14 protein-coding genes are annotated in these 12,306 nt (G+C 66.6%); 7 read left to right on the top strand and 7 right to left on the bottom strand.

Features of this window, described 5'->3' with window-relative positions; all coding sequences use genetic code 11:
* Window positions 1-2 precede the first annotated feature (2 nt).
* Together LK06_RS23065 and LK06_RS33390 are read left to right on the top strand one after the other, a co-directional pair.
* On the top strand, window positions 3-554 hold the full coding sequence (locus tag LK06_RS23065; protein ID WP_052319091.1) for a hypothetical protein: 552 nt from the start codon (window positions 3-5) through the stop codon (window positions 552-554).
* A gap of 102 nt (window positions 555-656) precedes the next feature.
* Window positions 657-935, top strand: a complete 279-nt coding sequence (locus tag LK06_RS33390) for a hypothetical protein (protein WP_159025328.1) — start codon at window positions 657-659, stop codon at window positions 933-935.
* 27 nt (window positions 936-962) lie between these two features.
* Here LK06_RS33390 and LK06_RS23070 read toward each other — a convergent pair whose 3' ends face one another.
* From LK06_RS23070 to LK06_RS23080, 5 genes are all read right to left on the bottom strand, one after another.
* Entirely contained in the window at window positions 963-1,424 is a 462-nt protein-coding gene (locus LK06_RS23070; RefSeq protein ID WP_052319090.1) for a hypothetical protein, read from the bottom strand.
* A gap of 99 nt (window positions 1,425-1,523) precedes the next feature.
* Window positions 1,524-2,516: an IS3 family transposase gene (locus LK06_RS23075; RefSeq protein WP_240103763.1), complete on the bottom strand. Its 993-nt coding sequence runs from the start codon at window positions 2,514-2,516 to the stop codon at window positions 1,524-1,526.
* A 32-nt stretch (window positions 2,517-2,548) separates the two neighbouring features.
* Complete coding sequence (locus LK06_RS35335) at window positions 2,549-2,932, bottom strand: transposase (protein WP_043404360.1); 384 nt, start codon at window positions 2,930-2,932, stop codon at window positions 2,549-2,551.
* Between the two features lie 45 nt (window positions 2,933-2,977).
* Window positions 2,978-3,142 (bottom strand): hypothetical protein, encoded by a 165-nt coding sequence (locus LK06_RS33395; protein ID WP_159025329.1) that lies wholly within the window; start codon window positions 3,140-3,142, stop codon window positions 2,978-2,980.
* Complete coding sequence (locus LK06_RS23080; protein ID WP_086083470.1) at window positions 3,121-3,663, bottom strand: hypothetical protein; 543 nt, start codon at window positions 3,661-3,663, stop codon at window positions 3,121-3,123. The genes LK06_RS33395 and LK06_RS23080 overlap by 22 nt, the downstream gene beginning before the upstream one ends.
* A 393-nt stretch (window positions 3,664-4,056) precedes the next feature.
* Between LK06_RS23080 and LK06_RS23085 the strand changes: the two genes are divergently transcribed.
* The 4 genes from LK06_RS23085 (at window position 4,057) to LK06_RS23100 (ending at window position 9,027) form a co-directional block, all read left to right on the top strand.
* On the top strand, window positions 4,057-4,833 hold the full coding sequence (locus tag LK06_RS23085) for a class I SAM-dependent methyltransferase (protein WP_043431878.1): 777 nt from the start codon (window positions 4,057-4,059) through the stop codon (window positions 4,831-4,833).
* Between the two features lie 5 nt (window positions 4,834-4,838).
* On the top strand, window positions 4,839-7,484 hold the full coding sequence (locus tag LK06_RS23090) for an SUMF1/EgtB/PvdO family nonheme iron enzyme (RefSeq protein ID WP_234367628.1): 2,646 nt from the start codon (window positions 4,839-4,841) through the stop codon (window positions 7,482-7,484).
* Complete coding sequence (locus LK06_RS23095; protein WP_043431883.1) at window positions 7,481-7,747, top strand: hypothetical protein; 267 nt, start codon at window positions 7,481-7,483, stop codon at window positions 7,745-7,747. Before LK06_RS23090 ends, LK06_RS23095 begins: the two co-directional genes overlap by 4 nt.
* Window positions 7,748-8,088: 341 nt before the next feature.
* Complete coding sequence (locus LK06_RS23100) at window positions 8,089-9,027, top strand: ZIP family metal transporter (protein ID WP_234367485.1); 939 nt, start codon at window positions 8,089-8,091, stop codon at window positions 9,025-9,027.
* Between the two features lie 81 nt (window positions 9,028-9,108).
* Here LK06_RS23100 and LK06_RS23105 read toward each other — a convergent pair whose 3' ends face one another.
* Together LK06_RS23105 and LK06_RS23110 are read right to left on the bottom strand one after the other, a co-directional pair.
* On the bottom strand, window positions 9,109-10,590 hold the full coding sequence (locus tag LK06_RS23105) for a hypothetical protein (RefSeq protein ID WP_043431886.1): 1,482 nt from the start codon (window positions 10,588-10,590) through the stop codon (window positions 9,109-9,111).
* Between the two features lie 36 nt (window positions 10,591-10,626).
* Window positions 10,627-10,809 carry a hypothetical protein gene (locus LK06_RS23110; protein WP_043431889.1) on the bottom strand — a complete coding sequence of 61 codons (183 nt, stop codon included), beginning with the start codon at window positions 10,807-10,809 and terminating at the stop codon, window positions 10,627-10,629.
* A 187-nt stretch (window positions 10,810-10,996) separates the two neighbouring features.
* Here LK06_RS23110 and LK06_RS23115 point away from each other — a divergent pair, with 187 nt between their 5' ends.
* On the top strand, window positions 10,997-12,148 hold the full coding sequence (locus LK06_RS23115; protein ID WP_234367286.1) for an ISAs1 family transposase: 1,152 nt from the start codon (window positions 10,997-10,999) through the stop codon (window positions 12,146-12,148).
* Window positions 12,149-12,306: the final 158 nt, after the last annotated feature.

Below are 12,306 nucleotides of genomic sequence, written 5' to 3' on the forward strand. Positions count from 1 at the left end.
CCATGCCCGAGCCACTCTTTCGCCCCTGGGGTACCGTGACACCGGAGTTCTGGACCGCATCCCCTCCCGGCGCCGTGGGTGCCCCACAGAGCCAGGCTCCCGAGACACTGCGGGCTCGCCTCGCCAAGGTCGCGGAAGTTGCGCAGGGAGGCCGCCTGGAGGACGCGACTGCGCTTGCTGCTCAGCTGGACCAAGATGTCACCGTCGAGTACGGCGAGGCGCACCTGCATACCCTCCAGGTACGCGAAGTGCGCGGATACCTTGCAGCGCTGATGGGTAATCACGCGACAGGCTTGTCCTGGTATCTGCACGCCATGCAGCTCCGGGTCACTATCCAGGGCCCGAAGCATCCGGACGTCGAGGCGGCCACCCGCCGGGCCTACAGCCTGTGGCGAGCCATGCCGCCGGACAGCGACCGGCAGCGGCTGGGTACCGAGCTGCTGACGATTGCCTCCGACATCCACGGCACCGACTCGTTGATCGTCCGACGTATCCGCGAGCGGCTGTACTCCCTGATGCTTGCGCCTGCAACCGGGACGGCTCAGCTGGACTGAGTACGAGAAGGCGGCCGAGCCATGGGCAGATGACTCAGAGCAGTGCGGCGAGCAGGGCATGAACCCTGAGGTTCCCACCGAAAGGGCCCAGGAGTCCGCAAGATGCAGGCCGACCTCAAGGAGCAGAGCGCCAGGAAGGCCGCGGAGAGGACCGTGCCTGAGCAGGGTGGTGAGAGGGAAAGCGGCCGTACCCGGGGCAGTCGCAGTGCTGGTGTCCAGAGCAAACTCGGCGCCATGCGTGCCAGGTCCGAGCGACCTGCTCAGGCACAGGGTCGTTCCACCGGCCAGACCCAGCAGAACGAGTCCCCGGCACAGGGCCGGAACTGGGACGCGCAACAGAACCCCCGTCGTACCGGTCGTCAGCAGTGCCCCGAGCGCTGACGGTGGCTCGGGGCCGCGCGCCCGGTGTCAGCTGCTGGTGGGGTAGGCGATCAGGTTCGAACCGTCCTGGTCCAGGGCCAGGCCAGCCGACTCGTTGACGAGAATCGGCGCGATGCCCGGGTTCGGCAGATCCTTGCCGGTGCGTGCGTCCAGGGCGACCGAGCCGTGGTCGGTCGTGCCGTAGACCCTGCCGTGCCAGGCCGCTGTGACCTTCGGGGCGATGCGGTCGGCCTGCTGGTCGGGGAGCCGCCACAGATCCTTGCCCGTGGAGGCGTCCAGACCGTAGGCGACCTGCGACTCCGCTCCCATCCCGGAACACACCAGAGCGCTGCGATCGTCGTAGTCGCACTCGGAGCCGGCCAGGTCCGCGGGCATCGTGCGCACGGTGCGCCCGGATCCGGCGTCCACGAGGCGGTCGTAGGAGTGCCCCCTGTCGTAGTCCTTGCCGGAGACGCGCACCAAGCGGGGGCCGGCGGGGACGATGCTCATGTCGTAGCTGTGCGTTCCCCGCCAGCGGAGTTTGCCAGTGGTGAGGTCGTATCCGGCGGGATGCCGGTAGCTGTCAAGTCAAATGAAACGTATGTGCGGCTATGAGTTGTGTTGCTGTGGTTCACGCCGCCTGGCGGGGTCGTTGATCCATGCCTGCTGGGGAATCGTCGGTGGTGCGGGGCGGCGGTTGAAGCGTTCGGGATGCTGCTCGAAGGCGGCTGTGAGGGTGGCCGCCCGCTGCTCGCGGACGAGTTCGGCGGTGCCGAAGTGGACGCTGGCGGGGGTGTGGTAGCCGATCCCGGAATGCCTGTGCACGTGGTTGTAGTGCGAGATGAACGCGTCCATCCACTCCCGCGCGTGGGCGAGGGAATCGAAGCGTTCTGGGTAGTCCGGCTGGTACTTCGTGGTGCGGAACTGGCTCTCGCTGAACGGGTTGTCGTTGCTGACCCTGGGCCTGGAGTGGCTACGGGTCACGCCGAGGTCGAGGAGCATCTGGGAGACCTGCTTGGACGTCATGGAGGTGCCGCGGTCGGCGTGCACGGTGTGCGGCACGATCCCGTTGCGGTCGATCGCCTCACGGATCAACTCCTCGGCCCGCGCGGCGGATTCGGCCGCCTCGACGGTGTGGCCGACGGCGTAGCGGGAGTAGATGTCCAGGATGACGTAGCCGTGGTACCAGATTCCCTTCGCCGGGCCGGCCAGGCGCGTGATGTCCCAACTCCATACCTGCGAGGGGCCGTCGGCCACGAGCTCGGGAACCGTGTGGGGCGGGTGGGTGGCCTGACGGCGGCGTTCACCGTCCTGCCCGGCCTCCTTCAGGATCCGGTACATGGTGCGCTCGGAGCAGTGATAGCGGCCGTCGTCCAGTTCCCGGGCGTAGATCTGCGCGGGTGGCAGGTCCACGTACTCGGGCCGGTTCATCAGCTCCAGCACCGCCTGCCGCTCGGTGTCCGACAAGGCGTTGACCGGCGTGGGCCTCGGCGCCTTGGGTCTGGGCGGGGCCGGGTTCAGCCGCCGGTGATGGGTGGCCCGGGAGCGTCCGGCGATCCGGCACGCCGCCACGATGCCCAGGTACGGGGTCAGCTCCTCCACGGCCTCGTGGAGGAGCGGCTCCAGGGCGTCCTTCAGTCCGCGCTCTTGGAGAGTGCTTCCAAGAGCGCGTGTGTTTTTCCCAGCACCTCCAGCGCGGCATCCCGCTTCGCAACCTCCTTCTCCAGCCGCTCCACCTGACGCCGCAGCTTGTCGTTCTCGGCCTCGGCGGGGTGCTTCTTCGGGCGGGTGGGGCTGGTGCGGTGGTCGGTCAGCTTCTCCAGCGCGCCGGCGTCTCTGGCCTGACGCCACTCGATGACGTGGGAGTGGTACAGCCTCTCCCGGCGCAGAATCGCGCCCTTGTCTCCGGCGGGGGCGGCGTCGTACTCGGCGACGATGCGCAACTTGTACTCGGCCGAGAAGCGACGACGCTTCGGCCGCGGAGCGGGAACCTGCTCGGAAGAATTGGTACGGGACATGCGGATGGGTGCTCCTGTCGTGCACGCCCACAATATCTGATCATTTCAGGGCGTCTCACCCAACGGTGTCAGAGAGGGATGCTGGTCGACGTCGGTGGTGTCATCGAGGGCCGTACCCACCACGGAGCCACCTCCCGCCAGCGCACTTGCCTGGAACTGGTCGATGGTCCATATCTGGAGGGAGCTGTTCAGATCGATGCCGTACGCCATGGCGTGATCGCCGCTTTGCGTGGAGACGCGCACCACGGCGACACCCCCCCCTCCGCGCCCACGATGGATGTCCGGAGATCGGAATAGACATCGTCCCAGTGCGGCGGGCGAAGCGTAAGCCGCCATATGAGCTTCCCTGTTGCCGCGTTGACCCCGGTGACCTCCACGACCGTGTGGTCCGCCTGGGTTCCCGTGCCGGTCTGCTGCACCACGAACGGCGTGATCACGGTCTCGGTTCCGCGTGCGGTGGCCAGTACCGGGGCCGAGGCGAGGACGGTGTCGGCCCATCCGTCGCCCGAGCCCACCGGCATCCCCTGGGGTGTGACCGTGGTCGTGATCTGCCCGGTCGCGGTGTCCACGGCCTGCAGCCGGTCGGTGGTTGCGATGAACGCGGTACCGCGGTACAGGGCCACCGACGGATTGCTCATCAAAGTGCCGCCCGCGGACAGCCGTCCGGCGACGGCCGTCTCCGGCATCGTCCTGCCGTGGCCGACGGCGAAGGTCGTCGGCGGATCGTGCACGGGCCGCGGCGTCGGAGACGCACTGTCGGCCGTTGCCGATGGTGTTGTCTTTGCGTGTTCCCCGCTGCTGCCGTTGCCTGCGCAACCCGACAGGGTGCACAGCACGACGGCCGCCGCGCAGGTCCATCGCCTGGACACCCTAGGAGTTCGCTCGCGGAACACCCTGCCCCCACTCTGTGAACACGTCAGAACAACCGCAGCCGATCATTGCAGGGGAAGGATGCATACGCGAACTAGTCTGGGCCTCCCGCCACTTGAGGGCCAGTCGCCCCAGCCGTACTGACGTCCAACGACCGGCGAATTACAGACTGTTGCGATACAACCACGCGCGATAGCCTGTCCGGTGCCTTTTGCGGCACATCCGGCGACACACGAGGGGCACCGAGGGGGATCGTGGAGCGGCGCGACGTGCGAGGGCACTACGACGAGCTGGCGGCCGAGTACGACGAGTACTGGATCTACGGTCCGCACTATGTTCCCTGGATGTCCAGCCGGATCGCCGAGGCGCTGCGGCTCGCCCCCAGGGACCGGATCGCCGACGTAGGCTCCGGGACGGGCCTGTTCGCCAGTGAAGTGGCCAACCAGCTCAGGCCTCGCCATCCCATTCTGTGCGTCGACCCGTCCGAGGCCATGCTCAGTCAGCTCGGCACCCCGCCTCCGGCAGATCTGACACCGATCGTTGCGTCCGCCGAGGACATCGCGGAAGGGCGTACTCGTCTGCCGTACGAGCAGCTCGATGCGATGTGGCTGAAAGAGTCGGTGCATCACGTGGCCGATCCGGCACACACGCTCCGCGGCCTGGCTGACCGGCTGGCGCCCGGAGGCCGGCTGCTGGTGGTCATGCTCCCGGCCACCATCCAGTACCCGCTGTTCAAGGCAGCCCTTGCGCGCTTCGAGGAGTTGCAGCCGGACCCGGCCGTCATCGAAGGACATCTGCGTGCGGCTGGCCTGGAAGCCAGTCTCAGCTACGTCGAGCATGAGCTGCGCATCGACCGGGACAAGTACCTCGGCATGGTGCGCGCCCGCTACATGTCCCTGCTCTCCACCTTCAGCGACAGCGAGATCGAGAAGGGCATCGAAGAGATGCGCATCGCTCACCCAGAGCCCGAGCTGGTCTTTCCCGACCGATTCGCGTTCATCCTCGGACGTCGACGTGGGGAGTCCGTGTGAGCACGATGGTCGACGAGCGGCTGCGGCGCCTGCGGAGTGAACTCGACGACCACTCGCGGATCGCTGACCGACTGGGGCTTGATCTGGAACGTCCGTTACGGTCCCTCAATGACGGCTATCCAGAGAACGCGGTCGCCCTCGTAGGGAAACTGACCGAGAAGCTGCTCAAAGAGCTGTGGCGTCATCACGACGTCGAGGGCGATCCCTCGACGAAAGCGCTGAACGACCTGGTCAAGCGATGCCGTCCGTACATTCGCAGCAGCACGGTCCTGGACGCGCTCGACGACATTCGACGGCTGCGCAACCGCTCCACACACGACGGCTACGACATCAGCGACGAGGACGGCCTCCTAGCGGTCCGCAGGCTCGTCGACGTGCTCGTCTGGTTCACCGACACCGGGAGCGCGGCGCTCCTCGGCGGCGAGCCCGACGTGGCGCCCGAGGTGGCACGCCGCTGCGAGTTCCTCGCCGGGTTGTACGTCACCCTCGGATACCGGCAGGCGAAGCGATTCGTGCTCAGCCCGGACACCGTGTACCAGCTGTTCTGCCGTGAGTCGGGGATGCGGCTGGAATACGTGGAGTTGATGCTCTCCAGGGACGCTGACGATCTGAGTACCGTGCTCGCCTCCAGAGGCGGGGAGTTGCTTCGCACTCAATTGCCCAAGTTCACGCGGTTCGTAGTCCTGGACGACGACGGTGACGTGGGGTCCGGCGCCCTCCACCAGATACTCGGCCTGGATTTCCGGGTCGTGCGTTACGACGGCTTCGTCGACACCATCGTCAATCTCGACACCCACCTGGCGGGTCTCACCTCTGACGACAACCCGGCGGAGCCGCAGGCGGCCGTCGCCGCGGCGGCGCTGACCGTCGACACGCGCACCGGTGAGTCGAAGATGGAGCAGTCCGGTGACGCTGCGGAGCTAGTCACCCGCTTGGCGTGTGGCAGTGCGAACGTCCTGGTCACTGGCCGACCGGGGAGCGGCAAGAGCACGCTTCTACGTTCCCTGGCCGTCAACCCGGAGGTCCGCCGCTTCCGCTTCTACTTCGACCTGGGTCTCAAACCGAAGGACGAGCCCTTCTCGGAGTACGCGGCCCGTCTTCTGGCGCCGGCGATGATGTCGGACCGCTCGCGCGCCTACGACCTCTTTCTCTACCTCATCCGTTCCGGAACCGCGCTGTGTGTGCTCGATGCCGTCGACGAGGGCGTCGATGAACCGAGCGCTGCCGGCTTCCTGCGGCTCTTCACCGATCTCGCAGCCGTCCTGTCCGCCGAATCGGCCGTGGTGATGAGTTCACGAGTGTCCTTCCTCGCGGACTCTCCCCAGGTACGTCAGCTGCTGGACAGTGGTGCGGGACGCTCCGAGCAGCTGGTCGAGCAGATGTACACCAACGGCCTCGACCCGTCCCGCGTGCCGCACTTCCACGTCGTACGCCTGGCCGAACCCGAGGCAACCCCTCTCGAGAAGCGCCTCACCGCAGCGCTGCACCTTCCCGCGGGTAAGCCGCTCGCGGACATCCTGGGCACGCACATCACCCGGACACTGGCCGAGCAGGGGAAGCCCGATCTGGAGCAGCGGCTGCCCGCCGCGTTCGGACATGCCTTCCTCACCGATCGCACCGTTTTCTCCCTCCTCGACATACACCGGCAGGTGGGGGCCGACGCCTTCAAAGACGGACGCCTCGACCTGGACGCCTGTGCCCTGGCGCCGCTGCTGCGGCCCGCCGGTGCTGATCACGTCGCGTTCGTCCACACGGCATACCAGGAACTGCTGGCCGCCCGGTTTCTGGCCGAGCCGGAGAACCGGAATCAGGCAGCAGACCTTCCCGGCGGTGCCTTCCTGACCGAGCAGGTGCGCGCCTTCCTCGCCGGAATGCCACGCGCTCCGGAGACTGACGACTGTGTGCTGCCCGCCGGGGCGTACCTGGTCGGGCCGGCCGAGCGGCTGCTGATCCGTCGTGTCGAGCGTCCCGCACGCTTCGACCGTCACGCCGTGACCGTCGCCCGCTACCGTCGCTTCCTCAACGCTCTCAACGCGGACGGCACCTCCCGCTGGGACCACCCCGAGCAGCCGGCCGGCGTCACACACCGTCCCTGGACGGACCGGCTGCGGCGGGCCGACTACTACGAGAATCCTCGCTACGACGCCCACCCTGCCGTGTGCGTCAGCTGGTGGAGTGCGTTTGCCTTTGCTGCGTTCGAAGGGAAGCGGCTGCCGACTTCCCTCGAGTGGGAGGCCGCGGCACGTGGCAGCGACGGGCGCCTTTTTCCCTGGGGTGACGCCCCCGACAGTACCCGTATCAACTGCGCGGACACCTGGGTCGGTCGTCCGGTGGTGACGTATCAGGCGTGGTACCGGGACTTTGCAGGCGACGCTGTTCGGCGTGCCGGGGCGACACGCATCGATGAACGACCGGGTAACCGCTCTCCGTTCGGGGTCGTCGACATGGTGGGCAACTGCTGGGAATGGACATCCACCAGCCTGGATGACCCCGGTGAGGCCGTCATCTGCGGTGGCAGCTACGACAACCCGATGCGGGCGGTGCAGACCAGCAGCAAGGGCATCTACCGAAAACGTGGCGGAAGCAATGCAGTCGGCTTCCGGTGCGTGCAAGACCTCAACACGTCCGAGACAGAGGAGACGACGGCATGAGCGGTGGGGGGCCGCGTCACGGGACCATCGTGGACAGGCGTCCGAGTGGCGGTGGGGTGAGCGGTGCGCTCGGCTCCTATGTCGTCCGGGACGACGAGGATGAGCGGTACTACACGTTCGACTACCGACAGATCGTGACCGAGGGGTTCCGGACCATCCGCACGGGCGAACCCGTCCGCTTCCATGTCAGCGTCGAAAGCCCCGACCGGGCTGAGTTTGTCATCCGCCTCGACCAGCCAGACCCGGCCGAGTACTACCGGTGACCGCCTACCGAGGTCCGCTGCTCGAGAGTGTCACGGGTGCTCGCCAGGAACTGACCGTCGTCCTGCCAGTGCGGCTGCTACATGTCCCCAATTGGTCCGAAGGCCCATTTCCCTTCGAGCTGGGCGCTCGTCGCACCGACGCCCGCACTCGCTCGACCTACTTCGCGCCTGCCTCTGCCCGTGCGCTCTATGGGGCGCCCGGGCGGCCACGTCGGTGGCATCTGCCGCTGGACGCCAAGCAGGATGGACTGCACCTGCTAGGAATGGAGATTCTCCACGCGGCTACCGCTCGCAATCCGGAACACTCCCTTGCTGTCTTGCACTTGAGCGTGGAAAGACCTTTGCTGCCCATACTGCGGGTCCTGGCGGGGCGACGGTCGAACTCCATCGATGCGCCGCTCACCGGGCCATTTGACCCGGCTGGCCTGCTCGCTGGCATCGCCGACGTCCGAGATCCCGACGCACCGTTCGCCATAGCCCGGCCCTACACCATCGCCTTCATGACCCCCACCTCGCAGCAGACCCCCGCCCTTCGCGCCGGCCTGGAAGGGGCAATGCCAGCGAGCGCAGACCGCTGGCTGTGGCAACTCGCATCGCGCTCCACACCGGAGGACTTCCCCCTCCCTCCGGAAACCGCTGGCGAACAGCTCAAGGAGGCCGTCAGGATTTCGGCAGACTGGAGTGCCCTCGTCCTACGCCAAGGGGCCGCCTTCCTCGGCCACCGAACCGACACCGGCGCCGGCGACTTCTTCGAATTCGCCGCACTGCACTCCCGCACCGTCTACCTCGACGCCCTGCTCCTCGGCGCGCTCCAGCGCGATCACATCGACGAGCTCACTGACGAACTCTCCGAGGTATTCAACTCGTCACAGCTGGCACGCCGGGTCGCCGCACTGGAGCGGAATATCGCCGTATTCCGCAGCACCTACTGGCGCCAGCACCTCACCGCACACGGACCAGCCAACGATCTCCTGCTCGCCTTTCAGAACCAGCACCGGCTCCCTGCGCGCTTCCACGAAATCCTCGCAGAAGCAGCCGACTACAGCAGACTCGTACAAACCCAGGAAAGCCAGCAGATCAGCGGCGCCCTGGGTGTCCTCACCATCCTCGGCCTGCCACTCGGCACAGCCCTCAGTATCCTGCAAGTCCTCGGCGACAACTCTGTGCCAGACCTGCTCATCGCACTGACACTGTCGATCGCCGCCACTGCCGGAGCCCTCACCACACGGTACGGGCGCCTGGTCCTGTCATCCCTACGCGGCAGTGAAGAAGAGGCGTAGTGATGGAACGCGGCACCTGGCCGAGTCATCAAGTTGCTACCGCCAGGGATCCAGACCGGATGGAGGGGCGAAAGTCTGGAATTACCTCGGGTGACGGCAGATCTCGGGTAGGGGAGATGAGTTCAAGAGGCGCTCAAGCGCTGGGACTCCCTCGGCGTAGAAAGCCGGTCCTGATGCGCCCGGCATAAGTCGGCGCAGAGCACGCGTCGAAATGTCGGCGAGTGTCGCGCTGATATCGCTGCCTATCGCGATATCCAAGGTGCCGATGAGATTGACCTCACGATCGTCCCATTCATCGATGTGCTCCGTGAGGAAGTCCACCGCAACGGACTGCCGACGGGCAAGAAGTAGCAGCTCGCAGGCGTGCACGGCGTTGCGAAGGTCGAAGTGGAGGCGTGCTGTGAGCCCCGACGGCCCAAGCCCTGGTTCCTGGCAGATGATTTCGAGCTCATCTGCGTCCTGGTTCTTGGCGGTGATGCGCAGCTGCATGCCACGCCGCACGAGCAGCTCTTCCGCGGCCTGCTGTTCACGTTCATCGTGAAGGGCAATTGACCACCATGGAAGCGGGCCCCATGTGCCGTGTTTTGTCTCGTGCTCAGGAAAAGGACTGTAGGTCTGGTATCGCTTCAGCAGGTGCTCCTGGAAGGTTGCGAGGCAGCCGTCTTGGAAGTGTTCCTCACTGGTTCGCTCACGCAGAAGCTCGTACTCGATGGCGCTCATGCCTTCCACGGCCAACGCGATGCGTGACAGTTGCTCATCAATAATTCTCGCGGCCCGTTCAAGAACAGTGCGGAACTCATCGCCTGACGGAGCCTGATCGAGGAGACGGTTAAGAGCGCGCTGCGCGGCCTGGCACCGAACGAGATCTCCACCGAGGCTCACCAAGTGGCGGCACTTGAGAGGGCTCCAGGGGCGGGTGGACATCCACTGCTCCCAGGCGCGGTCGCCGCCACCGTGCTGGGTCAGCATCATGGCTCCGGCGTTGCCGACGCGAAAGTCCGGCTCGGCCTTCAGCTTCTCCCACACATCGGGGTACGTCTCCAGCGGGCAGGCCGGCAGCGAGGAGTGCGCCGCGAGGACACGTGAGTCCGCGATGTCCCACAATTCCCCGAGTTCTCGTTCCACACGTGTACGCGGCACTGTACGACCTCGCTGGGCAGCCCAGTATTCGATCAGCAGCATGTACGTGCTTTCCGGACTCCACGGGAACAGGCCCAAGCCGTCGAGCACCGCAACGCTGTTGCCCAGGCCGTCGTGCTCCAACCCGAACTGGACCTTGGCGATGAGCTCGGTGAGTTCGTCAATATCGGGGCTGGGCGCGGCGAAGACAGGACAGGAGGCGAGCATGTCACGGATGTTCGCCGCGCTCTCGCCCCGGGCGAGTTGGACGGCGATACGTGCGACCAGCAGGGAGCCAATGAGCCTGGGCTCGCCGATGTCGTCGCGCAGACGGTCCTTGCGCAGTGCCGTTACGTCCTTGACGTGCCACAGCAGTCCTTCTTCAATCTCGCGGAACCACTGTTCCCGGTGCGCTGTGAGTTCTCCGGACGTGCTGTGCGTCACGCTTTCCCCCTGTTAAACCCAGCTCCTGAGGTTGCCTCAGTCTCCATTGACATTCCCGTCACATGCTGCATCCTCCAGCGATGTCTGGTGATTCTGCCGCGTGGATGGCCGCAGCCCGTCGACGCGGTCGGACCCCTCGATGATGCGGCGTCTGGCATCCTCGTGCATCACGGCGCCCAGGAATACCTTCAGGCCCAAGGCCAGGAAGCCATAGAACATCTGCCGGTACCACTCGCTGTGCTGTTCCAGCTCAGGTGGGGCGTCAGGGCGGTTTCAAAGTCCCGGTGATCACGTGAGTGCGCAGGTCGCGACGGTATGACGATGCGCGGTCGGCCCGGTCCGTACGCAACGAAGCTCCGGTTGATGCCGGTGACCGATCAAGTCGCCCGCACCGCCCGGAGCTTCGATGTGCCGTCAGTCTGCCACCGTCTGTCTGATCAAGTCGCCCACCCGTCAGCACCGGTTGATCGGACCGCTGGCCCTGCGGCTGCGGACCTTGGCCGACCCCCGGCATCGGCGCGGGAAGCGTCACTCGTTCGTGAGCGTGCTGCTGGTGGCCTGCTCGGCGGTGCTGACCGGAGCCCGTTCCTTCGCCGCGATCGGCCAGTGGGCAGCGAGCGCCCCGCAGGACACGCTCGCCCGGCTCGGCGCCCGCGCCACGACGGTCTTGAACGTGCGCATCGCGCCGAGTGCGGCGACCATCCGCCGCGTCCTGAACGCCGCCTGCCCCGGCGGGCTCGCCGACCTGCTCGGATCCGATCCGGCCGGGGCGGACACCCTCGCGGTGGACGGCAAGAGCGCCCGCGGCTCGCGCCACGGCGAGATCCCGGCCGCCCATCTGCTGGCCGCGATCACCGGCGCCGGCCTGACCGTCACCCAACTGCGGGTCCCCGGCAAGACGAACGAAATCACCTGCTTTGACGCCTTGCTGGCGCCCTACGACCTGACCGGCGTCACGGTCTCCGCGGATGCCCTGCACTGCCAGCGCGATCACGCCCGGTTCCTCGTCGAGGAGAAGAAGGCGCACTACGCCTTCACCGTGAAGCGCAACCAGAAGAACCTGCACCGCCAACTCGCCACCCTGCCCTGGGAGAAGGCGAGTGCGAAGTTCTACGACCGCACCGATGCCCACGGACGCCTGGAGACCCGCGTCGTGCAGGCCCTGACCATCACCGACCTCGGCGTCGACTTCCCCCACGCGGTCCAGGTCGCGAAGATCGTCCGGCACCGCACTCAGCGCAAGACCGGCAAACGCAGCCGCGAGACGGTCTACGTCATCACGGACCTGGCCAGCCGCGAAGCCTCCCCCGAGCGCATCGCGAAGATCGTCCGCTCGCAGTGGATCATCGAGAACCGTCTCCACTTCGTCCGAGACACCGCCTTCGCCGAGGACGCCTCCACGGTCCGAACCGGACACGGCCCGGACAACATGGCCACCCTCCGCAGCTTCGCGATCAACACACTGCGAGCCTCCGGCCACGCGAACATCGCGGCCGGACTCCGCGAGATGTCCTACGACGGCTTCCGCCGACCACTGGACCTCCTCGGCCTTGCCTGACCAGCGCTCCCACGCAAGATCAAAAGACTTTGCAACAGCCCTGGGTGGGGCGTCGATCAGGTAGGCCTCCTTCGCAGGCTCGAAGCCTTCCGAGAACCGGTACAGGGTCACGGGATGACTGACGCCCTCGTCTTTTGGATCGAACGGGTTGGCGATGG

Source organism: Streptomyces pluripotens (genome assembly GCF_000802245.2).
In the GTDB taxonomy this organism is placed as follows: domain Bacteria; phylum Actinomycetota; class Actinomycetes; order Streptomycetales; family Streptomycetaceae; genus Streptomyces; species Streptomyces pluripotens.

Bases quoted from the DNA above. Each gene is read 5' to 3' on its own strand.
- LK06_RS23065 (WP_052319091.1), top strand. From the start codon at position 3: ATGCCCGAGCCACTCTTTCGCCCCTGGGGTACCGTGACACCGGAGTTC.
- LK06_RS33390 (WP_159025328.1), top strand. From the start codon at position 657: ATGCAGGCCGACCTCAAGGAGCAGAGCGCCAGGAAGGCCGCGGAGAGG.
- LK06_RS23070 (WP_052319090.1), bottom strand. From the start codon at position 1,424: ATGAGCATCGTCCCCGCCGGCCCCCGCTTGGTGCGCGTCTCCGGCAAG.
- LK06_RS35335 (WP_043404360.1), bottom strand. From the start codon at position 2,932: ATGTCCCGTACCAATTCTTCCGAGCAGGTTCCCGCTCCGCGGCCGAAG.
- LK06_RS33395 (WP_159025329.1), bottom strand. From the start codon at position 3,142: ATGGCGTACGGCATCGATCTGAACAGCTCCCTCCAGATATGGACCATC.
- LK06_RS23090 (WP_234367628.1), top strand. From the start codon at position 4,839: ATGGTCGACGAGCGGCTGCGGCGCCTGCGGAGTGAACTCGACGACCAC.
- LK06_RS23095 (WP_043431883.1), top strand. From the start codon at position 7,481: ATGAGCGGTGGGGGGCCGCGTCACGGGACCATCGTGGACAGGCGTCCG.
- LK06_RS23110 (WP_043431889.1), bottom strand. From the start codon at position 10,809: ATGTTCTATGGCTTCCTGGCCTTGGGCCTGAAGGTATTCCTGGGCGCC.
- LK06_RS23115 (WP_234367286.1), top strand. From the start codon at position 10,997: ATGTGCCGTCAGTCTGCCACCGTCTGTCTGATCAAGTCGCCCACCCGT.